Raw genomic sequence first — 20,048 nt, 5'->3', positions numbered from 1 at the left:
TCTCAGGCGGCGCGGCCGACCAGCTCGTAGCCGGCCTCGTCGACGGCGGCGCGGACCTGCTCCTCGTCCAGCGGGGCCGCCGCGGAGACGGTGACCGTACCGGCCTTGGCGTCGGCGGACACCTCGGTCACCCCGGCGAGCGCGGAGAGCTCCTTGCTGACCGAGCTCTCGCAGTGTCCGCAGCTCATGCCGGTGACGGTGTAGGTGATGGTGCTGGACATCGGGGGCCTCCGAAAGGTCGGTACGGCCGCGAGCGTACGCCCGGGCCCGGCTGATAACCACACCATACCCCTAAGGGGTATTCCGTAGGGGTACGGATTGTGTGGTGTGGATCGCATTGCGGGCGGTGTCTCCGGGGGCGGCCCGGGCGCCGCCGGTGCGCGCTCCGAGAGCAGAGCGTAGGCGTCCTGACACGCTGCGCTGGAATCCGCGCCGTGACATGGGCGGATTCGGTGCCGGGCGGGACTCCGGAGGGTGCGGGCGGGAGCGCAGGGGCCGGGGGTGCGCGGGTGATCGTACTGATCGTCCGTTATGTTCGATATGTGTCACCGATCCGCCGTGCCCAGTCGCCGTCCGTCCCTACCGGCGCCGGGCAGCCACCGGCCAGGCGGCGCGACGCGCTGCTCGCCGTCGACCTGCTCGACATCCCCTTCTGGCGCCGGGCCGTCCCCGCGCTGATCGCGATCGTGCTGGTCGGGATCGCCGACCTGTACTCCGGCCAGGACCGCTACCTCGCGCCGCTGATGACCGTCGTCCCCAGCATCGCCGCCCTCACCCTGCGGCCGCTCGAACTGCTCGGCGTCTCCTCGGTCGGCCTGCTCGCGGTCTTCGGCCTCAGCCACTACGACGAGGTCGACAACCTCAACGACGTCCGCTTCCTGTGGGGCGCGATGGTCAGCTACCTGGTGCTCACCGTCTTCTCCGCCTGGGTGGCCAGGATCCGCATGCGCCGGGCCGCCGCCTTCGCCGCGGTCAGCTCCGTCGCGGAGGCCGCGCAGCGCGCGCTGCTGCGGCTGCCGGGGCCGGTCGTCGGGCCGCTGCACCTCGCCGTGCGGTACGTCTCCGCCGCCGACGCGTCGAGGATCGGCGGGGACCTCTACTCCGTCCTGGAGACGCCGTACGGCACCCGGGTCGCGGTCGGCGACGTGCGCGGCAAGGGGCTCGGCGCGGTGCAGACGGCCGCCGTGGTGCTCGGCGCCTTCCGGGAGGCAGCGTACGACGAGGCCGGGCTGCGCGGGGTGGCGGCCCGGATCGAGGCCAGCGTCGAGCGGCACGTGCCGGACGGCGAGTTCACCACCGCGCTGTTCGCGGAGTTCCGCCGGCCCGGCGTGGTCCAGCTGCTCCAGTACGGGCACGTCCCGCCGATCAGGGTGGATCAGGAGGGCCGGGCGCACGTCCTGGACGCGCCCGACCCGTGGGTGCCGCTCGGCCTCGGCCGGCTGGCCGCCGGCGAACCGAGCACCTGGGACCAGCCGTTCGGGACGGACGACGTGCTGGTGCTGTGCACCGACGGCGTGGTCGAGGCCAAGCACCGGAGCAGCGGCGTGTTCTACCCGCTCGCGGAGCGGGTCGGCCCGCTGGTGCGCGGCGCGGCCCGCTCGGCGGCGGAGCTGGAGGCGGCGGTCGGGCGGGTCTACGCCGACCTGCTGGCCCACACCGGCGGCGAGCTGCGGGACGACGCGCTGCTGCTGCTGATCACCCGCACGGACGCCGCCCGGCCGGCGTAGGGGCCGCCCCGGGCCGCCCGGGCGGTCAGCCGCCGGCCACGTCCGCCAGGGCGCGGAAGAGCAGGGCGGTGGAGGTGGCGCCCGGGTCCTGGTGGCCGATGCTGCGGGGGCCCAGATAGGAGGCGCGGCCCTTGCGGGCCTGGAGCGGCACGGTGTCCAGGGCGCCCCGTTCGGCGCCCTCGGCCGCGGCCGCGGCGGCCTCCGGCAGGCCGGCGCCGACGGCCACCGCCGCGCGGTAGGCGTCCAGCGCGGGCGTCCAGGCGTCGACGATGGTCTTGTCGCCCGGTTCGGCCTTGCCGAGCTCCCGCACCGCCCGCAGGCCGGCCGCCAGCGCCTCGCCGAGCCCGGCCGCGTCCGCCGGGGCCTCGCCGGGCTGCGGCAGCGCGGCGCCGATCGCCCGGAACGCCTTGCCGTAGAGCGGGCCGGAGGCGCCGCCGACCTTGGAGATCAGCGTGGTGCCGGTCCTGGTCAGCAGCGCGCCCGGTCCGGCGGGGGCCGGGGCGTCCGGCGCGTCCAGGGCGGCCAGCACGGCTGCGAAGCCGCGCCGCAGGTTGCTGCCGTGGTCGCCGTCGCCGATCGCGGAGTCCAGATCGGTGAGCCGCCCGTGCTCCTTCTCCACCGCGGCGGCCAGCGCGCGGACCCAGGCCTCGGCGAGGCGGGTGTCGACGTCCATGGCGGGTGCTCCTCTTCCGTGGGTCAGGCGCGCTTGAGGGCGGGGGTGTCCACCGGGGCGTCCCACAGCTCCAGGAGCTGGCCGTCGGCCTTGGTGAGGGTGAGCGAGAAGCCGGCCATGTCCAGGCTGGTCACATAGTTGCCGACCAGGCTGCGGGCCACCGTGATGCCGTGCCCGGCCAGCCGGGCCGAGACCTCGCCGAAGACGATGTACAACTCCATCAGCGGGGTCGCGCCCAGGCCGTTGACCAGGGCGATCACCTCGTCGCCCGCGGTCAGGTGGTGGTCGGCGAGGACCGTCTCCACGACCTCGGCGACCAGCTCGCGGGCCGGGCGCAGCCGCTCCCGGCGCCGGCCGGGCTCGCCGTGGATGCCGACGCCCACCTCGATCTCGTCCTCGGCCAGCTCGAAGCCGGGCTTGCCCGCCGCCGGGACGGTCGCCGCGCTCAGCGCGATCGCGAACGAGCGGGAGGCCGCGTTGACCCGCTCGCCGAGGGCGGCCACCTCGTCCAGCGGCGCGCCGCGTTCGGCCAGCGCGCCCGCGATCTTCTCCACCGGCACCGTCGCGCCGGTGCCGCGCCGCCCCGCCGTCCAGGTCGAGTCCTCCACCGCGACGTCGTCGTTGACCAGCACCGTGCGGACCTCGACGCCCTCCTCGGCGGCCAGCTCCGCGGCGAGCTCGAAGTTCATCACGTCGCCGGTGTAGTTCTTGACGACGAACACCACGCCGGCGCCGGTGTCCACGGCCTTGGCGGCGGCGAGCATCTGGTCCGGGACGGGGGAGGTGAACACCTCTCCGGGGCAGGCCGCGTCCAGCATGCCCGGCCCCACGAAACCGCCGTGCAGCGGTTCGTGCCCGGACCCGCCGCCGGAGACCAGCGCCACCTTGGGGGCCGCCGGCCGCACGGCCCGGGTGATCACCCGGTTGGCGATGTCCACCGCCAGCTCCGGATGCGCGGCGGCCACGCCGGCCAGCGCGTCCTCCAGGACGGTCTCCGCGGCGTTGATGAGCTTCTTCACGGCGTACGCGCTCCCCTCGGCAGACGGTGCTGACCCGACGCTACGCCAGATGGGGCCCCCGGGCACGGAATCCGACACGCGGGAGGCCGTTCACCCGGCCGGAGCACACGGCCTAGGGTCGGGGACATGAGTGGACACGTGGGCATCGTTCTGGTCTCGCACAGCGCGGCGTTGGCCGGCGGGTTGAAGGAGCTGCTGGTGGAGCTCGCCTCGGACGAGGTGCGGGTGGTGGTGGCCGGCGGGACCGAGGAGGGCGGGCTCGGGACCAGCTACGAGCTGATCGCCCGGGCCGTGGCCGAGGCGGACGGCGGGGCGGGCGTCGCGGTGCTGCCGGACCTCGGGAGCTCGGTGCTGACCGCGGTGACCGTGCTGGAGGACGCCCCGCGTCCCGGCGTGGTGCTGGTCGACGCGCCCTTCGTGGAGGGGGCGGTGGCCGCGGCGGTGACCGCGTCGACCGGGGCCGCGCTGGCCGAGGTGGTGGCGGCCGCCGAGGAGGCGCGCGGCTTCCGCAAGCTGTGAGCGCTCACTTGGCGTCGGCGTAGCACTCCACCACGGCGGTGCTGAGCGGGAACCGCACCGGCGTCTCGCCGAAGACCAGCCGGCGGGCCTCGTCGGCCGCCGCGTCGACCGCCGCCGCCACCTCGTCGGCCAGGTTGGCCGGGGTGTGCACCATCACCTCGTCGTGCTGGAAGAAGACCAGGTGCGGGCGGTCGGCCGCGGTGGCCACCGGGAGCTCGGCGAGCCGGCGGCGCAGCGCGGCCAGCAGGGCCAGGGCCCAGTCGGCGGCGCTGGCCTGGATGACGAAGTTGCGGGTGAAGCGGCCGCGGGCACGGGCCGAGCGGCCGCCGGCGTCGCCCGCCGTCTCGGGCGCCTCGGTGAGGTCCAGGAAGTCGGCGGAGGCGGGCGGGCAGGGGCGGCCCAGCCGGGAGGCGACCACGCCGCCGTCCTCGCCGGTGCGGGCGGCCGCCTCGACGTAGCCCATCGCGGCCGGGTAGCGGCTGCGCAGGGTGGCCAGCAGCGGGCCGATGTCGCCGCTGGTCTGGCCGTACATGGCGCCGAGCAGGCCCAGCTTGGCCTTGTCGCGGTCGCCGTGGAAGGCGGTGGCGGCGAGCGCCTCGTACAGGTCGCCGCCGGCGGCGGTGCGGGCCAGTCCGGCGTCCTGGGAGAGCGCGGCGAGCACCCGGGGCTCCAGCTGGGCGGCGTCGGCGACCACCAGCAGCCAGCCGGGGTCGGCGACCACGGCGCGGCGCAGGATGCGCGGGATCTGCAGCGCGCCGCCGCCCCGGCTGGCCCAGCGGCCGGAGACCACGCCGCCGACCACGTACTCGGGGCGGAACCGGCCGCCGCGCGCCCAGGCGTCCTGCCAGGCCCAGCCGTGCGCGACGTGGATCCGGGACAGCTCCTTGTAGCGGACCAGCAGCCGGGCCGCCGGGTGGTCGATCGTCTTCAGCTCCCAGGAGCGGGTGGAGGTGAGCGGGATGCCGGCGTCGGCGAAGGCGCGCAGCACCTGGCTGTGCGAGTCGGGGTTGAACGGGCGCCCGCCGAGCGAGCGCTGGAGCTCGACGGCGAGTTCGGCGAGCAGCCGCGGCTGGGTGCCGGGCACGGCGGGGCGCGGGCCGAGCAGCTCGGTGAGCAGCCGGTCGTGGACGTCGGTGCTCCACGGCAGGCCGTCGTGGGCCATCTCGGCGGCGGCCAGCGCGCCCGCCGACTCGGCGGCGGTGAGCAGCCGGAACCGGGCGCGGGCGGCCGGGTCGGCGATCGAGGCGAGCCGGCGCTGCTGCTCGGCGTGCACGGCGACCACGGCGGCCAGCGGGTCGGTGCCGGGCGGCAGCTGGAGCCGGTCGGGGGCGAACAGGGTGTCCTGGCCGTCGCCGGCCTCGGCGGAGCCGGGCTCGGGCAGGTCGGCGGGGACGGGCAGGCCGCGCAGCCGGGCCCAGCCGGCGCCGAGCGAGCGCGGGGCGCCGAACCGGCCCTCGTGGGCGAGCAGCAGCGCCTCGGCCAGCCGCAGGTCGTGGCAGCGGGCCAGCCGGTCGGGGAGCCGGGGGAGCAGCGGCGCGTACCCGGAGTCGGCGGCGGCCCACACCCACCGGGGGTGCTCGGCGGCCTCCCGGGCGGCGACGGCGGCGGCGAGGTCGGGCGCGGGTTCGGGCGGGCCGAGCGGGGCGCCGGCGTCGTCGAGCGGCTGGAGCCGGCCGCCGGGGCCGTGCGGATCGGGGACGAGGGCGATCCGGGGTGCCATGGGGGGCTCCTCCTCTCGTGCGGACTGCGGGTCGGGGCGTCGTGCCGGTGGCGCGGTCGTACCGGCTCTCGTGCGGGCGGGCCGTCCGGGGGCGTACGGTCGGCCGCTGACGACGGTAGCGGGAGGGTACGACAACCGGAGCCGCGCCGTCCGGCGGCGGGTCCGGGCGGCGGTCCGGCGTGTGCCGCGTCGGGTGCGCCGGGCGTCGGGGCAGAGGGTGTGGGCAGCGCCGATGACAGCGCGTAGGGTCGGCGGAATGACCGAGAACCCGTTCTTCAGGCCCAGCACCCTGGCCTACGAACTGCCGCCGTTCGCCGAGATCCGGCCGGAGCACTACCTGCCCGCCTTCGAGCGCGGGATGACCGAGCAGCTCGCCGAGATCGCCGCGATCACCGCCGATCCGCAGCCGCCGACGGTCGAGAACACCCTGGTCGCGCTGGAGCGCTCGGGCAGGCTGCTGCACCGGGTCAACGTGGTCTTCGAGAACCACTCCGCCGCCGACACCACCCCCGAGGTCGACCGGATCGACGCCGGGATCAGCCCCCGGCTGGCCGCGCACCGCGACGCGATCCACCTGGACGCCGCGCTGTTCGCCCGGATCGAGGAACTGCACGCCCGCCGCGCCGAACTGGACCTGGACCCGCAGACGCTGCGGCTGCTGGAGCGCCGGCACACCGCGTTCGTCCGGGCCGGTGCCCGGCTGGGCGCCGACCAGCAGGCCAGGCTGCGCGCGATCAACACCGAACTGGCCGCCGCCTCCTCGGAGTTCCGGCAGAACGTGTCCGCCGACTCGCAGGCCAGGGCGCTGGTGCTGGACTCCGCCGAGCAGCTGGCCGGCCTCTCGGCGGACGCGATCGCGTCCGCCGCCGAGAACGGCCGGGCGCTCGGACACCCGGGCAAGTACGTGCTGAGCCTGAAGAACTTCTCCAACCAGACCGAACTCGCCTCGCTCACCGACCGCTCGGTGCGCGAGCGGCTGCTCGCCGCCTCGCTCGACCGCGCCGCCGGCACCAACGGCCCGCTGGCGATCCGGATGGCCGCGCTGCGCGCCGAGCGGGCCCGGCTGCTCGGCCACGACACCCACGCCGCCCACGTGGTGGCCGACGAGACGGCCGGCACCGTCGAGGCGGTGGACGCGCTGCTCGCCCGGCTGGTGCCGCCGGCCGTCGCCAACGCCCGCCGGGAGGCAGAGGAGCTGGCCAAGGTCGCCGCCGCCGACGGCGTCGAGGAGATCGCCGCGCACGACTGGGCGTACTACTCGGAGCAGGTCCGGCAGGCCTCGTACCAGGTGGACGCGGCGGCGCTGCGCCCCTACTTCGAGCTGGAGCGGGTGCTGCGGGACGGCGTGTTCTTCGCCGCCGGCCTCGCCTACGGGGTGACCTTCACCGAGCGCCCGGACCTGGCCGGCTACCACGCGGACACCCGGGTCTTCGAGGTGTTCGACGCGGACGGCTCCGCGCTGGGCCTGTTCCTCGGCGACTTCCACGCCCGGGCGTCCAAGCGCGGCGGTGCCTGGATGGACGAACTGGTCACCCAGTCCGCCCTGCTGGGGCAGCGGCCGGTGGTCTACAACAACCTGAACATCGCCAAGCCGGCGCCCGGTGAGCCGGTGCTGCTCTCCTGGGACGAGGTCCGCACGCTGTTCCACGAGTTCGGGCACGCGCTGCACGGGCTGTTCTCGGACATCCGCCACCCGTACTTCGCGGGTACGGCCGTGCCGCGGGACTTCGTGGAGTTCCCCTCGCAGGTCAACGAGATGTGGATGGTGTGGCCGGAGGTGCTGGCCAACTACGCCCGGCACCACGAGACCGGCGAGCCGCTGCCGGCCGAACTGGTCGAGCGGATGGCGGCCGCCGAGTCCTTCGGGCAGGGCTTCCGCACTGTGGAGTACCTGGCGGCGGCGCTGCTGGACTGGGCCTGGCACACCCTGCCGGAGGGCCAGGAGGTCGCGGACGCCCAGGAGTTCGAGGCGGCGGCGCTGGCCGAGGCGGGGCTGGCGGTGGCGGCGATCCCGCCGCGCTACCGGACCACCTACTTCGGGCACATCTTCGCCGGCGGGTACAGCGCGGGCTACTACGCGTACATCTGGTCGGAGGTGCTGGACGCCGACACGGTGGAGTGGTTCAAGGGCAACGGCCGCGGCGTGCGGGAGAGCGGCGAGGTGTTCCGGCGCGAGCTGCTGGCGCGCGGCGACAGCCGGGACGCGCTGGACTCCTTCCGCGCCGTGGTCGGGCGCGACCCGGAGACCGGCCCGCTGCTGGCCCGTCGCGGCCTGGTGTAGGAGGGGAGCGGCGCCCGGCGGCATCGAGCGTGCCGCCGGGCGCCGACGGTCGGCGCGGTTCGACGGTGACGGCGACCGGGGTGCCCGGGCGGGCGAGGGTGGCGCCCGATGATGCCGGGCGGGCGTGTCCGCCACAGGACGCCGGTGCGGGGCGGCCGTTCGCGGCCCGGCCGGTCGCCGGGCGCCCGCCGCCGGGCAACCGGCCGGGCGGTCAGTCGGCGGGCTCCGGCGCCGGGCCGGCGGGCAGGGCGGCGGTCGGCAGGTCGGCGGCGGCGGCCAGCCGGCCCCAGAGCAGGTCGGCGAGCGCCTGGACCATCCGGGTGCGCGAGCAGGGGCGGGACTCCAGCCACCAGTCCCCGGCCGCCAGCACCATCCCGGTGATCGCCCGGCCCCAGGCCTCGGCGATCAGTTCGCGGTCGGCGCCGAGGTCGACCTGGTCGGCGATGGCCCGGGTGATCTCCTCGGCGATCTGCCGGAGCGCCGGGGCGAGCGCCTTGCCGGCGCCGCTCGGGTCGCCCGGCTCGGGGTGGGTGAGCAGCCGGTAGACCTGGGGGCGGGCCTCGATCCCGGCGAGGTAGGTGTCCAGTACGTGCTCGACCCGGTCGCGGCGTTCCAGCGGTTCGGCGAGCGCGGCCCGGACGGCGGCCAGCAGCCCGCCGGTGTGGCGCTCGGTCAGGGCCCGGACCAGGCCGTTCCGGTCACCGAAGTGCCGGTAGAGGATCGGCTTGGTGATGCCGGCCTCGGCGGCGATCGCGTTCATGCTGGCGCCGGGCCCCTCGCGTTGGACGACCCGGTCGGCGGCGTTGAGCAACTGTTCCCGGCGGGGCTCTGGGTCCATGCGCGGTTCCCTCGTTTCCTGTGCGTGCGGGCGTTGACACCGGTTACCAAGCAGTAGCAGACTCCGACGATGTTACCGGTGGTAACACCCCGGTCGGTCGCCCCCTTCCCCGGTCGCACCCTTCTTCGGAGGCCCCACCCATGAACACCTTCTCGCTGGACCCGGGTCCGGACCAGATCGCCGTCCGCGACTGGCTGCGCGGCTTCGCCGCCGACGTGATCCGGCCCGCCGCCGCCGAGTGGGACGAGCGCGAGGAGACCCCCTGGCCGATCATCCAGGAGGCCGCCCGGCTCGGGATCTACTCGCTCGACTTCTACGCCCAGCAGTACTTCGACCCCTCCGGCGTGGGCATCCCGATCGCCATGGAGGAGCTGTTCTGGGGCGACGCGGGCATCGGCCTGTCCATCGTCGGCACCACCCTCGCCGCCGTCGCGGTGCTCGCCAACGGCACCGACGAGCAGATCGGCACCTGGGCGCCGCAGATGTTCGGCACCCCGGACGACGTCAAGGTGGCCGCGTTCTGCTCCTCCGAGCCGGACGCCGGCTCCGACGTCTCCGCGCTGCGCACCCGGGCCGCGTACGACGAGGCCGCCGACGAGTGGGTGCTGAACGGCACCAAGACCTGGGCGACCAACGGCGGGATCGCCGCCGTCCACGTGGTCGTCGCCACCGTCGACCCGGCGCTCGGCGTGCGCGGGCAGGCCTCCTTCGTGGTGCCGCCGGGCACGCCCGGCCTCGGCCAGGGGCAGAAGTTCAAGAAGCACGGCATCCGCGCCTCGCACACCGCCGAGGTGGTGCTGGACTCCGTCCGGGTGCCCGGCCACTGCCTGCTCGGCGGCAAGGAGAAGCTGGACGAGCGCCTGGCGCGGGCCCGCGAGGGCGTCCGCAAGGGCGGGCGGAACGCGGCGATGGCCACCTTCGAGGCCTCCCGGCCGGCCGTCGGCGCGCAGGCGGTCGGGATCGCCCGGGCCGCGTACGAGGTGGCGCTCGACTACGCGCGGACCCGGGTGCAGTTCGGCCGCCCGATCATCGACAACCAGGGCGTGGCCTTCCAGTTGGCCGACATGAGGACCCGGATCGACGCGGCCCGGCTGCTGGTCTGGCGGGCCTCCTGGATGGCCGCCACCAAGCAGCCGTTCACCGCCGCCGAGGGCTCGATGTCCAAGCTCTACGCGGGCGAGACCGCCAAGTGGGTCACCGCGCAGGCGATGCAGATCCTCGGCGGCAACGGCTTCACCCGGGAGTACCCCGTCGAGCGGATGCACCGGGACAGCGCGATCTACACGGTCTTCGAGGGCACCAGCGAGATCCAGCGCCTGGTCATCGCCCGGACCGTCTCCGGGCTGCCGATCCGCTGAGTCGGGCGGGGGTCAGCGGGCGGCCCAGAAGGTGAGCCCGGCCGAGAGGGCGCCCACCACCGTGCCGACGAGCGTCTGCGCGGCGGTGTGGTCCCGCAGCACCACCCGGGACCAGCCGATCACCGCGACCAGCGGGTAGAGCAGCAGCCACCACGGCCCGAGCGCGACGGCCAGGCAGACCACCGCGCCGCTCGCCACGGCGGTGTGCACGGAGACCTTCCACCAGGCGGTGATCACCAGGATCGGGACCAGCGAGGCGAACATCGCCAGCACCACGGCGGTGAGGTCGCGCGGCGCGTGCGCCAGGAGCATTCCGGCGAAGCCGGTCGCGACCGAGACCATGATGAGCGGGAAGAGCGTCAGACGCCGGCGGCGGTTGCCGACGTGCCGGTCGTCCACGGTGCCCCGGCGCATCCCGAAGCCGATCAGCAGGGTCGGGATCACGGCGGTGAAGAGGGCGGCGAACACCGCCCAGGCGAGGCCCCGCAGGCCGTAGCGGGCCCCGCCGAGCAGGAGCAGCATCGCGATGATGACGTTCTTCGGCTCCAGGCCGTCGGTGATCCGGCGGGCCCAGGGCGTCGCGGGCGTGGGGGCGGTCATCGCGTGGTGCTCCAGGGGGACGGCGGCGGATCGGTCGTATTCGATCGCATGATCGTATCGGCCGGTATCCGGCCGGCCGTCCCCGGTGGAGGGCTCAGAACCGGGGCGGGCGGCGCTCCAGGAAGGCGGCGAGGCCCTCGCGGACGTCGGGCGCCTCGCGGGAGCGGCGCTCCCAGGGCGCGAGGGCGGCGGCGGCCTGCTCCGGCGGGACGGCCAGGGCGGCCTTGACGGCGCCGATGGTCTGCGGTGAGCGGGTGGTCAGCAGCCGGGCGAACTCCAGGGCCGCCGCGTCCAGTTCGGCGGCCGGCAGGACGCGTTCGGCGAGGCCGAGGTCGGCCGCCTGCGGCCCGGGCAGCAGTTCGCCGGAGAACAGCAGGTACTTGGCGCGGGCCGGGCCGACCAGCCGGGTCAGCCGCAGTGTCGGCACCGCCGGGTAGACCACGCCCAGCTTGGCCGGGGTGATGCCGAGCCGGGCGTCCTCGGCGACGAACCGCAGGTCGCAGGCGAGCGCCAGTTGGCAGCCGCCGCCGACGCAGGCGCCGTGCACCACGGCGAGGGTCGGGTGCGGGAAGGCCGCCAGCGCCTCCTCGGCGGCGACGTTGACCGCGTGGTAGGCGTCGGCGCGGTCCGGATCGCCGTAGACGCCGGCGAGTTCGTCGATGTCCGCGCCGGCGCTGAAGGTCCCGCCCGCGCCGGTGACCAGCAGGACGCGCACCCCCGGCTCCTCGGCGAGCCGCTTCAGCACGCCGGGCAGCGCCTGCCAGATCGCCAGGGTCACGGCGTTGCGCCGGTGCGGGCGGTCGAACTCCAGCACCGCGACGCCGTCCTCGCCGAGGTGGGCGTTGAGTCCTTCGGTCTCGGTGGGCAGCGGGGAGCGCTCGCTCGTCAGCAGCGGCCGGGTGGCCATGGGCACCTCCGGGAGGGTGTGGGTGCGGACACTCTCTCAGGGGCCGTCGCATCGGGGCGCGGCGGTGCCGGTGGCGTGGCCCACCGGCACCGCCGGCGCGCCGTCAGGAGGCGGGGGAGCCCTGCGGCTTCCACTCGTGGGTGAGCAGCGACCAGACCTCGCCGTCGTGGTGGACGCCGCCGTGCAGGTAGCTCTCCCGCAGGACGCCCTCCAGGGTGAAGCCGAGGCGCTGGGCGATCGCGCGGCTGCGGACGTTCTCCGGCCGGTTGTGCCACTCGATCCGGTGCATGCCCCGGACGGTGAAGGCGTAGTCGACCAGGTGCCGGACGGCGGTGGTGATCAGGCCGCGGCCCTGGCCGGCGGGCTCCGTCCAGACCCCGATCTCGCAGTTGCCGCCCTTGGCGTCGAACTGCACGAACATCACGCCGCCGACCAGCGTGCCGTCGAGCCAGATGCCGTAGAGGCGGGCGGTGTCGGCGGCCTGGCGGTCCGCGTAGCGCTGCAGGACGGTGCGGGCCGAGTCGAGGTCGGTGGCGAGGGAGGCCCAGCCGATCCAGGCGTCGATGTGGGCGCGGCCGCGCTCGATGTGCTCCAGGTACTCGGGTGCGTGCCAGGGCTCCAGCGGGCGGAGCTCGGCGTTCTCGGCGAGGGGGACGGCGAACATGGGCGGGCCTTTCGCGGCGAGGGCGGGTGCGGGCGGCGGTCCGGGTGCATCCGTAACAAACGTTTGGTACGTAAGATAACCCCATGACACCGGCCCGTGGAGATCATGAAGCCCGCCGAACCGAGGTTTCCGAGGCGGTCTGGCGGGTGTTGTCCACCCGCGGTTTCGAGGGGCTCACGCTGCGTGCGGTGGCCGCCGAGATGGGCGCGACCACCGGGCTGCTGACGCACTACTTCCCCGGCAAGAAGGCGCTGGTGGCGCACGCGCTGGAGGTGCTGGACCGGCGCTCGCAGGCCCGGCCGCGGCGGCTCGCGCCGGCCGAGGGGCAGCCGCCGCCCGAGGGGCTGGCGCGGCTGCGGGCGGCGCTGCTGGACGTGCTGCCGCTGGACGGACCGGGCCGGGCGGGCAACCGGATCTGGGTGGGCTCCTGGGACGTCGCGCTGGCCGATCCGGAGCTGGCGGCGGCGCACGCGGCCCGGTACGCGCGGGCGCGCGGGCTGCTGGCGGAGTGCGTCGAGGCCGCGCGGCGGTTCGGCGAGCTGCCGGAGGGCCCGCCGGCCGCCGAGGTCGCGGCGGCGGCGCAGGCCTTCGTGCTGGGGCTGGTGGTGCAGGCGCTGTTCGCCCCGGCGGAGTTCCCGGCGCGGCGGCAGACGGAGCTGCTGGACGACTACCTGGCGCGGCTGGTGGCGGGCGGGGACGCCGGGTGGAGCGTGGGCGGGGACGCCGGTGGGGGCGTCGGTCCGGCCGGCGGCTCGTCGGCGTAGGGCGCGGGCCGGGGTGTTTCCGGCGCCGGAATTCCCGGAACGGGTCTTTTCGGGGCGGGCAGGACACGGATGGTCACGGGTTATGCGCACTCGGTGCCGGAGGCGGAAATGCGCGAAGTGCGCGGCACCGGCCGTGGTGCGGTCCTGCGTGGTGCCCCCAGCAGGATTCGAACCTGCGACCTACCGCTTAGAAGGCGGGTGCTCTATCCGCTGAGCTATGGGGGCGGGACGGGCGGCGCCCGGACGGGCGCGACCGTTGCCGGGATCGGGCGGTGGGCGCGTGGCGCCCGCTGTCCGCTCCCGTACCTGGGGTGGGTGTGGGGGTTGGCGGGGTCCTTGCCCTGTCGGGGACAGGATAAGGGTGTCCCGTTCCTCGGCCGGGTGTTACGACACCGCCGTTGGTGTGTCGGCCTCGGTGGAGCGGTCCGATAATCGCAGGTGAAGACCGTGAGTGCAGCGGTCTGGAGGTGTTCCGCGCCGGACGTTGTGCACTCGTTACGGGGCTGTCTGCCCACCCGTTATGGATTCGGCACGGAGAAAGCGCCGCGGCCGAGGCCGGCATCGACGCGGGTGGGGGGCCGTATTCGGGTTCGCTCGGTCGGATGACGTGCGCGGACGGCCGAGGGCCCACCCCCGGGGGTGGGCCGGGGCGGCGGGGTGGCCCCGGGATTCTTGTCATGGCCCCGCAGAGGGCGGGTGTGATGGTCGCACGAAGGCTGAAATTCACCCCTGCGGGCGACAAGGTTTTTCCACAGGTCCGAGTTGTCCACAGGATTTCGGATCTCCCTGGCCGGTATTTCCCGGCAAGCGCACTCTCAACGCACACCGGTCGATTCCGTACGGTGCAACCGAGAGAGCGGAGCGTGCTGTGAACGAGACCCAGGTGACGGTGATCGGGAATGTCGCGACCGAGGTGACGTACGCCCAGACCCCCGGCGGGGTGCCGGTGGCGAACTTCCGGCTGGCGTCGACCGAGCGTCGCTACGACCGGGCGCGGGACGGCTGGGTCGACGGCGAGACGCAGTGGATGACGGTGACGGCCTGGCGGGCGCTGGCGGGGCACCTGATCGACTCGCTGTCGAAGGGCGACCCGGTGGTGGTGAGCGGGAGGCTGCGGGTGCGGGAGTGGACGGAGGGGGAAGTGAAGCGGAGCCGGGTCGAGATCGACGCCCGGTCGGTCGGACACGATCTGAGCCGTGGCACGGCGAGGTTCAGTTGGGCACCGGGTGTCCGGAGCGGATCCACCGGCGGATCTCCGGGCGGATCGGCGGGTGGGGCCGGGGGTGGGGCGCCCGGGTGGGCGGCCGGTGCGGCGGCGGGGGCGGACGAGGCGCCCGGGGCGGCCGGAGCGGCGTTCGGCGAGGCGGTGCCCGGGTGGATCGTGGACGCCCTGCGTGGCCGACCGCCGGCCACGGCGGGCGTCGGGGCGGCGGCGGAGGGGGAAAGCGGGGGTGACGTCTAGCCGCCGACGGGGTGTCGGGCGGGCGGTATCACTGTCGACAAATATGCGAATCGAGAAGGGTGTTGCGACCCGCACACGCAATCCCGTTCCGGTTAGCGGAATGATCCCGTAATTCTGGCTGTCCGTCAGCTTGTGGAGACACCGAGGGGGTTGATAACGATACGGATACGGAATCGTCCTGATTTCGCATGAGGGTTTCCGGGCCTCTGACGCTTCATAGGATGCGTCTGGTTCACATCATGAAGCAGCGCCACAGGGGGCGCGGCAAGCAAGGCGGGCTGCCCATCGGCATGGCCCGGCCCGGAGGGATCCCAAGATGTTGCAGAGGCAGGGGCGGACGCTTCCCCGCATCACTACTGTCATGCTCGCGACCAGCGTTGCGCTGGCCGGGGGCCTGTTCGCGGCCGGTGCGGCGACCGCGGCCGATGCCCCCGGCGGGGCCGTCACGGCAGTGATCCAGCCGACCTTGATGAGCGAGGAGATCGCCATCGAGGGCAGCCACTCCATCCAGGGCGGCCTCTTCACCCTCAGCACGCCCGACGGCGAGATCAAGACGTACTGCATCGACATCGACCACCCGGTCGACATCAAGAGCGGTGTCGAGTACCAGGAGTCCGACTGGAAGTCGAGCTCGCTCGGCCGCCCGGAGAAGGCCGAGGACGCCTCCAAGATCCGCTGGATCCTGGAGAACTCCTACCCGCAGGTCACCGATCTCAAGAAGCTGGCCGCCGACGCCGGCGTCGAGGGCGAGCTGACCAAGGAGGACGCCGCGGCCGGCACCCAGGCCGCGATCTGGAAGTTCTCCGACGGCAAGAACGCCACCCCGGTCGACGCCGAGGCCAAGCAGCTGCGCGACTACCTGGTCAGCGGGAAGAACAAGGGCATCGCCGCCGAGCCCAAGCCCTCGCTGAGCCTCGCCCCGGACTCGGTGTCCGGCAAGCCGGGCAACAAGCTCGGCCCGTTCACCGTCAACTCCAGCGCCAACGAGGTGAAGCTCGCCGTCGCCGGCGACTCCGCCGACAAGGTCAAGCTGGTCGACAAGGACGGCAAGGACGTCAGCACCCTGGCCGGCCCGGTCGCCAAGGACACCCAGCTGTTCCTGGACGTGCCCGCAGGCACCCCGGACGGCGCGGCCACCGTCAACGCCTCCGCCGAGACCGTCGTGCCCAGCGGCCGCGTCTTCCTCAGCAAGGGCTACACCCCGGCCAAGCACAGCCAGACCATGATCCTCGCCGGCTCGACCAAGCTCGGTGTCAAGGACTCCGTCAAGGCCGCCTGGCAGGCCGGCAAGGGCCCGCTGGTCGACAGCACCGCGGTCGTCGAGTGCGTCGCCAACGGCGTCAAGGTCTCCGTCGCCAACGGCGGCGACGAGGCCGCCACCGTCTCGGTGAAGCCGGGCAAGGACCTCACCGTCCAGCCGAACAAGATCGAGACCGTGGTCGTCAAGGTCGACGAGGACACCGCCTACGACATCACGGTCACCGGCCCGAACGGCTTCTCCAAGAACTTCAAGGGCATCCTGGACTGCAAGACCGCCAGCGTGGTCACGCCGAGCCCCTCGGCCACCCCGACCACCGCCAAGCCGACCACTCCGGCGCCGACCACCCCGGCCCCGGCCACCACCACGACGAAGCCGGCCACCCCGAGCGCCACCCCGTCGGCCACCCCCACCGCCAGTGCGACCAGCACGGCCACCCCGCAGCCGGTGCCGCCGAGCACGGCCCCCGGCACCACCGGCGGACTGGCCCAGACCGGTGGCAGTGACGCCACCCCGGTCATCGCCGCCGTCGCCGGCGGTCTGGTCGTGGCCGGCGGAGCCGCGGTCTTCCTGCTGCGCCGCCGCCGCGGTGGCGACGCCGCCTGAGGCACCCCCCGGACCACCGCCCGGTAGGGCGTGATCCGGCGGCTTCCGGCCCGGCTCCCCGCACCACGCGTGCGGGGAGCCGGGCCGCGCCGCGTCCGCGACGGCGCGATACCCCTGCGGGGCACCCGGGAACGGGGACCCGGCGGTTCGGGGCTCCGGGCCGGGTGCGGCACAATGGAAGGCTGCAAGCCGAATTACTCCCGACGACGCCGGAGCGATCTCACGTGGCGGAATACATCTACACGATGCGCAAGGTGCGCAAGGCGCACGGAGACAAGGTCATCCTTGACGACGTGACGCTCAGCTTCCTCCCCGGGGCGAAGATCGGCGTCGTGGGCCCCAACGGTGCCGGTAAGTCCACCGTGCTGAAGATGATGGCCGGCCTGGAGCAGCCCTCCAACGGCGACGCCTTCCTCTCGCCCGGCTTCACCGTCGGCATGCTCCTCCAGGAGCCGCCGCTCGACGAGTCCAAGACGGTCCTGGAGAACGTCCAGGACGGCGTCAAGGAGATCAAGGGCAAGCTCGACCGCTTCAACGAGATCGCCGAGCAGATGGCGACCGACTACTCGGACGCGCTGCTCGACGAGATGGGCAAGCTCCAGGAGGAGCTGGACCACGCCGAGGCCTGGGACCTGGACGCCCAGCTGGAGCAGGCCATGGACGCCCTGGGCTGCCCGCCCGGCGACTGGCCGGTCACCAAGCTCTCCGGTGGCGAGAAGCGCCGCGTCGCGCTCTGCAAGCTGCTGCTGGAGGCCCCCGACCTGCTGCTGCTCGACGAGCCCACCAACCACCTCGACGCCGAGTCGGTGAACTGGCTGGAGCAGCACCTGGAGAAGTACAAGGGCACCGTCGTCGCGGTCACCCACGACCGGTACTTCCTGGACAACGTCGCCCAGTGGATCCTGGAGCTCGACCGCGGCCGCGCCTACCCGTACGAGGGCAACTACTCCACCTACCTGGAGACCAAGCAGTCCCGTCTCAAGGTCGAGGGCCAGAAGGACGCCAAGCGCGCCAAGCGGCTCAAGGAAGAGCTGGAGTGGGTCCGCTCCAACGCCAAGGGCCGCCAGGCCAAGTCCAAGGCGCGTCTGGCCCGCTACGAGGAGATGGCCGCCGAGGCCGACAAGATGCGGAAGCTGGACTTCGAGGAGATCCAGATCCCGCCGGGCCCGCGCCTGGGCAACGTCGTCATCGAGGTGGAGAACCTCAACAAGGCCTTCGGCGAGAAGGTCCTGATCGACGACCTCAGCTTCACCCTGCCGCGCAACGGCATCGTCGGCATCATCGGCCCGAACGGCGCCGGCAAGACCACCCTGTTCAAGATGCTCCAGGACCTGGAGACCCCGGACAGCGGCTCGGTCAAGGTCGGCGACACCGTCAAGATCAGCTACGTCGACCAGACCCGCTCCAACATCGACCCGAAGAAGACCCTCTGGGAGGTCGTCTCCGACGGTCTGGACTGGATCAACGTCGGCCAGGTCGAGATGCCGTCCCGCGCCTACGTCTCCGCGTTCGGCTTCAAGGGCCCGGACCAGCAGAAGCCGGCCGGCGTGCTCTCCGGCGGTGAGCGCAACCGCCTCAACCTGGCGCTCACCCTGAAGCAGGGCGGCAACCTGCTGCTCCTCGACGAGCCCACCAACGACCTCGACGTCGAGACCCTCTCCTCGCTGGAGAACGCGCTGCTGGAGTTCCCCGGCTGCGCCGTGGTCATCTCCCACGACCGCTGGTTCCTGGACCGGGTCGCCACCCACATCCTCGCCTACGAGGGCGAGAGCAAGTGGTTCTGGTTCGAGGGCAACTTCGAGTCGTACGAGAAGAACAAGATCGAGCGGCTGGGTGCGGACGCGGCCCGTCCGCACCGCGCCACCTACAAGAAGCTGACCCGCGGCTGACACCCAGTCGTGACGACGGCCCGGCAGGCCGCCCGCCCCGTGGGGGCCGGCCTGCCGGGCCGACGCCCGACCGGCACCGACCGCCGGCGGGCACCGGACGTCGAGGAGAAACCGTGGCACGCCACATCTACGCCTGCCCGCTGCGCTGGTCCGACATGGACGCGTTCGGGCACGTCAACAACGTGGTCTTCCTGCGCTACCTGGAGGAGGCCCGGATCGACTTCATGTTCACCCAGGCCGCCGAGGCCGGCGCCGGCGAGTTCGCGGGCGGTTCGGTGGTGGCGCGCCACGAGATCGACTACAAGCGCCCGCTGGTGCACCGGCCCGAGCCGGTCACCATCGAGACCTGGGTGACCAGGATCGGCGGCGCCTCGCTGACCGTCTCGTACGAGATCAAGGACACCGCCGTGGACGGCACCGAGACCGTCTACGTCCGGGCCTCCACCGTGGTCGTGCCCTACGACCTCGCCGAGGGCCGGCCGCGCCGGATCAGCGCGGTGGAGCGGGAGTTCCTGGAGCGCTTCCTGGACGAGGAGCCCGTCGCGGTCTGACCGCGGCCGCCCCGCCCGCCGTCCCGTGACCGCCCGCCGTCCCGTCCCCGTACGCCCGCCGCCCGGATGTGAGCCGAAGCGTTGAACAGCACCGCCGCCCTCGCCCTCGCCGACACCGGGGAGGCCGCCGACCTGGCCGCCTTCCTGGTCCGCCTGCTGCGCTTCGACAAGGCGGCGGCGGTCCGGCTGCAGGGCGTGCCGCGGCCGGACGGCGGCGGAGTGCTGGCCGTCTTCGGGCGGCTGCCGCTGGGCGGCTCGGGCGCACTGGCGGTGCGCACCGCACGGCTGGCCCGGCTGGACGGGCCGGTCGACCTGACCGTCTCGGCCGGACAACTGCTGGACGGCGTGGACACCGCGGCGGACGCCGTCGCGCTGCCGGCCCCGGTCACCGGCCCGGCCTGGACCGGGATGCTGCCGCCGCGCACCGGCTGGCGGCCCGCCGGTACCCCGCCCAACGCCCAGGTGCGCCTCGAAGTGGCGGCCGCCGTGCGGGAGTTCCGCGAGCGCAGCGAGGCCGTCCCGGCGCACCACCGGACCCGCGCGGTGCTGGACGCGCTGGCCGACGAGATCTGGTCCCGCCCGCTGTCCGCGCTGCCCGAACTGCCGCTGCGCGCCGCCCACGCGGCCCAGGTGATCGGCTTCCTGGCCCCGCAGGCCCCGCTGACGGTGCACCGGGCCGGCGGCTGGCTGCGGCTGTCCGCCCCGGCGGGCTCGGTGGCGGTCCGCACAGCGGCCGCCCCCGGCGCGGGGCTCGGGCTCAGCCCGCTCTAGCGCCGGCCCGCTGGGGCGCCGGCCGGCTCCGGGCTCAGCCCTCGGTGTTGATCATCGAGGCGGCGGCGTAGGTGAGGTAGTCCCAGAGCTGCCGCTCGGCGTCCTCGGGCAGGCCCAGTTCGTCGAGCGCCACCCGCATGTGCTTCAGCCAGGCGTCGTGCGCCGCGCGGTCCACCTTGAACGGCACGTGCCGCATCCGCAGCCGCGGGTGGCCGCGCTGCTCGCTGTAGGTGCGCGGGCCGCCCCAGTACTGGATCAGGAAGAGCGCGAACCGCTCCTCGGCCGGCCCGAGGTCCTCCTCCGGGTACATCGGCCGGAGCAACTCGTCCTCCGCGACGCCCTGGTAGAACCGGTGGACCAGCCGCCGGAAGGTCGGTTCGCCGCCGACCTGCTCGAAGAAGGTCTCCTCGCTGAGCGTGCCACGCCGGATCTCGTTCACCC

At 74.0% G+C, this 20,048-nt stretch carries 19 protein-coding genes and 1 tRNA gene; 10 read left to right on the top strand and 10 right to left on the bottom strand.

From position 1 onward, the window contains the following. Window positions 1–2: 2 nt before the first annotated feature. Complete coding sequence (locus ACFZBX_RS14675) at window positions 3–287, bottom strand: heavy-metal-associated domain-containing protein (RefSeq protein WP_391534068.1); 285 nt, start codon at window positions 285–287, stop codon at window positions 3–5. A 255-nt stretch (window positions 288–542) separates the two neighbouring features. Between ACFZBX_RS14675 and ACFZBX_RS14670 the strand changes: the two genes are divergently transcribed. Beyond that, window positions 543–1,727: a PP2C family protein-serine/threonine phosphatase gene (locus ACFZBX_RS14670; protein ID WP_391534066.1), complete on the top strand. Its 1,185-nt coding sequence runs from the start codon at window positions 543–545 to the stop codon at window positions 1,725–1,727. A gap of 25 nt (window positions 1,728–1,752) precedes the next feature. Here ACFZBX_RS14670 and dhaL read toward each other — a convergent pair whose 3' ends face one another. Together dhaL and dhaK are read right to left on the bottom strand one after the other, a co-directional pair. Continuing rightward, complete coding sequence (gene dhaL, locus ACFZBX_RS14665) at window positions 1,753–2,400, bottom strand: dihydroxyacetone kinase subunit DhaL (RefSeq protein WP_391534064.1); 648 nt, start codon at window positions 2,398–2,400, stop codon at window positions 1,753–1,755. A gap of 23 nt (window positions 2,401–2,423) precedes the next feature. After that, window positions 2,424–3,419, bottom strand: a complete 996-nt coding sequence (gene dhaK / locus ACFZBX_RS14660; RefSeq protein WP_391534062.1) for a dihydroxyacetone kinase subunit DhaK — start codon at window positions 3,417–3,419, stop codon at window positions 2,424–2,426. 126 nt (window positions 3,420–3,545) lie between these two features. Here dhaK and dhaM point away from each other — a divergent pair, with 126 nt between their 5' ends. After that, on the top strand, window positions 3,546–3,938 hold the full coding sequence (dhaM, locus tag ACFZBX_RS14655) for a dihydroxyacetone kinase phosphoryl donor subunit DhaM (protein WP_380761402.1): 393 nt from the start codon (window positions 3,546–3,548) through the stop codon (window positions 3,936–3,938). Window positions 3,939–3,942: 4 nt separating this feature from the next. Here dhaM and ACFZBX_RS14650 read toward each other — a convergent pair whose 3' ends face one another. Beyond that, window positions 3,943–5,658 carry a bifunctional 3'-5' exonuclease/DNA polymerase gene (locus ACFZBX_RS14650; RefSeq protein WP_391534060.1) on the bottom strand — a complete coding sequence of 572 codons (1,716 nt, stop codon included), beginning with the start codon at window positions 5,656–5,658 and terminating at the stop codon, window positions 3,943–3,945. 256 nt (window positions 5,659–5,914) lie between these two features. Here ACFZBX_RS14650 and ACFZBX_RS14645 point away from each other — a divergent pair, with 256 nt between their 5' ends. After that, window positions 5,915–7,939, top strand: coding sequence for a M3 family metallopeptidase (locus tag ACFZBX_RS14645; protein ID WP_391534058.1), 2,025 nt, complete (start codon window positions 5,915–5,917; stop codon window positions 7,937–7,939). Window positions 7,940–8,150: 211 nt separating this feature from the next. Here the strand turns inward: ACFZBX_RS14645 and ACFZBX_RS14640 are convergent, their stop codons facing one another. Beyond that, window positions 8,151–8,777, bottom strand: coding sequence for a TetR family transcriptional regulator (locus tag ACFZBX_RS14640; protein ID WP_391534056.1), 627 nt, complete (start codon window positions 8,775–8,777; stop codon window positions 8,151–8,153). Window positions 8,778–8,917: 140 nt separating this feature from the next. Here ACFZBX_RS14640 and ACFZBX_RS14635 point away from each other — a divergent pair, with 140 nt between their 5' ends. Beyond that, the gene (locus tag ACFZBX_RS14635) at window positions 8,918–10,135 is read left to right on the top strand and encodes an acyl-CoA dehydrogenase family protein (RefSeq protein ID WP_391534055.1); all 1,218 of its coding nucleotides are present in this window, start codon (window positions 8,918–8,920) and stop codon (window positions 10,133–10,135) included. A 12-nt stretch (window positions 10,136–10,147) separates the two neighbouring features. Here ACFZBX_RS14635 and ACFZBX_RS14630 read toward each other — a convergent pair whose 3' ends face one another. From ACFZBX_RS14630 to ACFZBX_RS14620, 3 genes are all read right to left on the bottom strand, one after another. Then, window positions 10,148–10,735, bottom strand: a complete 588-nt coding sequence (locus tag ACFZBX_RS14630) for a hypothetical protein (protein ID WP_391534054.1) — start codon at window positions 10,733–10,735, stop codon at window positions 10,148–10,150. 94 nt (window positions 10,736–10,829) lie between these two features. After that, the gene (locus ACFZBX_RS14625; RefSeq protein WP_391534053.1) at window positions 10,830–11,642 is read right to left on the bottom strand and encodes an enoyl-CoA hydratase/isomerase family protein; all 813 of its coding nucleotides are present in this window, start codon (window positions 11,640–11,642) and stop codon (window positions 10,830–10,832) included. A gap of 103 nt (window positions 11,643–11,745) precedes the next feature. Beyond that, window positions 11,746–12,306 (bottom strand): GNAT family N-acetyltransferase, encoded by a 561-nt coding sequence (locus tag ACFZBX_RS14620; RefSeq protein WP_391534051.1) that lies wholly within the window; start codon window positions 12,304–12,306, stop codon window positions 11,746–11,748. 83 nt (window positions 12,307–12,389) lie between these two features. Between ACFZBX_RS14620 and ACFZBX_RS14615 the strand changes: the two genes are divergently transcribed. Further along, window positions 12,390–13,070, top strand: coding sequence for a TetR/AcrR family transcriptional regulator (locus ACFZBX_RS14615; protein WP_391534050.1), 681 nt, complete (start codon window positions 12,390–12,392; stop codon window positions 13,068–13,070). Window positions 13,071–13,219: 149 nt separating this feature from the next. Here ACFZBX_RS14615 and ACFZBX_RS14610 read toward each other — a convergent pair. Beyond that, window positions 13,220–13,295, bottom strand: a tRNA-Arg gene (locus ACFZBX_RS14610). 643 nt (window positions 13,296–13,938) lie between these two features. On the opposite strand from ACFZBX_RS14610, the gene ACFZBX_RS14605 reads away from it, so the two are divergent. The 5 genes from ACFZBX_RS14605 (at window position 13,939) to ACFZBX_RS14585 (ending at window position 19,607) form a co-directional block, all read left to right on the top strand. Next, window positions 13,939–14,532 carry a single-stranded DNA-binding protein gene (locus tag ACFZBX_RS14605; RefSeq protein WP_391534049.1) on the top strand — a complete coding sequence of 198 codons (594 nt, stop codon included), beginning with the start codon at window positions 13,939–13,941 and terminating at the stop codon, window positions 14,530–14,532. A 361-nt stretch (window positions 14,533–14,893) separates the two neighbouring features. Further along, window positions 14,894–16,396, top strand: a complete 1,503-nt coding sequence (locus tag ACFZBX_RS14600; RefSeq protein ID WP_391534047.1) for a Cys-Gln thioester bond-forming surface protein — start codon at window positions 14,894–14,896, stop codon at window positions 16,394–16,396. A gap of 224 nt (window positions 16,397–16,620) precedes the next feature. Continuing rightward, window positions 16,621–18,285, top strand: coding sequence for an energy-dependent translational throttle protein EttA (ettA, locus tag ACFZBX_RS14595; RefSeq protein ID WP_350567219.1), 1,665 nt, complete (start codon window positions 16,621–16,623; stop codon window positions 18,283–18,285). A 113-nt stretch (window positions 18,286–18,398) separates the two neighbouring features. Then, a complete protein-coding gene (locus ACFZBX_RS14590; protein WP_391534045.1) occupies window positions 18,399–18,836 on the top strand; it encodes an acyl-CoA thioesterase in 438 nt (145 codons plus the stop codon). An 81-nt stretch (window positions 18,837–18,917) separates the two neighbouring features. Further along, window positions 18,918–19,607: a hypothetical protein gene (locus tag ACFZBX_RS14585; protein ID WP_391534043.1), complete on the top strand. Its 690-nt coding sequence runs from the start codon at window positions 18,918–18,920 to the stop codon at window positions 19,605–19,607. Between the two features lie 34 nt (window positions 19,608–19,641). Here ACFZBX_RS14585 and ACFZBX_RS14580 read toward each other — a convergent pair whose 3' ends face one another. After that, window positions 19,642–20,046, bottom strand: coding sequence for a globin (locus ACFZBX_RS14580; protein WP_380762219.1), 405 nt, complete (start codon window positions 20,044–20,046; stop codon window positions 19,642–19,644). Between the last annotated feature and the right edge of the window lie 2 nt (window positions 20,047–20,048).

Source organism: Kitasatospora sp. NPDC008115, assembly GCF_042957205.1.
In the GTDB taxonomy this organism is placed as follows: Bacteria; Actinomycetota; Actinomycetes; order Streptomycetales; family Streptomycetaceae; genus Kitasatospora.
This window is presented reverse-complemented; position numbering and strand designations above follow the sequence as displayed.

What these genes read in the sequence shown, in the direction of transcription:
- ACFZBX_RS14675 (WP_391534068.1), bottom strand. Translation starts at nt 287, where the DNA reads ATGGTGTGGTTATCAGCCGGGCCCGGGCGTACGCTCGCGGCCGTACCG.
- dhaL (WP_391534064.1), bottom strand. Translation starts at nt 2,400, where the DNA reads ATGGACGTCGACACCCGCCTCGCCGAGGCCTGGGTCCGCGCGCTGGCC.
- dhaM (WP_380761402.1), top strand. Translation starts at nt 3,546, where the DNA reads ATGAGTGGACACGTGGGCATCGTTCTGGTCTCGCACAGCGCGGCGTTG.
- ACFZBX_RS14650 (WP_391534060.1), bottom strand. Translation starts at nt 5,658, where the DNA reads ATGGCACCCCGGATCGCCCTCGTCCCCGATCCGCACGGCCCCGGCGGC.
- ACFZBX_RS14645 (WP_391534058.1), top strand. Translation starts at nt 5,915, where the DNA reads ATGACCGAGAACCCGTTCTTCAGGCCCAGCACCCTGGCCTACGAACTG.
- ACFZBX_RS14640 (WP_391534056.1), bottom strand. Translation starts at nt 8,777, where the DNA reads ATGGACCCAGAGCCCCGCCGGGAACAGTTGCTCAACGCCGCCGACCGG.
- ACFZBX_RS14635 (WP_391534055.1), top strand. Translation starts at nt 8,918, where the DNA reads ATGAACACCTTCTCGCTGGACCCGGGTCCGGACCAGATCGCCGTCCGC.
- ACFZBX_RS14630 (WP_391534054.1), bottom strand. Translation starts at nt 10,735, where the DNA reads ATGACCGCCCCCACGCCCGCGACGCCCTGGGCCCGCCGGATCACCGAC.
- ACFZBX_RS14625 (WP_391534053.1), bottom strand. Translation starts at nt 11,642, where the DNA reads ATGGCCACCCGGCCGCTGCTGACGAGCGAGCGCTCCCCGCTGCCCACC.
- ACFZBX_RS14620 (WP_391534051.1), bottom strand. Translation starts at nt 12,306, where the DNA reads ATGTTCGCCGTCCCCCTCGCCGAGAACGCCGAGCTCCGCCCGCTGGAG.
- ACFZBX_RS14615 (WP_391534050.1), top strand. Translation starts at nt 12,390, where the DNA reads ATGACACCGGCCCGTGGAGATCATGAAGCCCGCCGAACCGAGGTTTCC.
- ACFZBX_RS14600 (WP_391534047.1), top strand. Translation starts at nt 14,894, where the DNA reads ATGCTCGCGACCAGCGTTGCGCTGGCCGGGGGCCTGTTCGCGGCCGGT.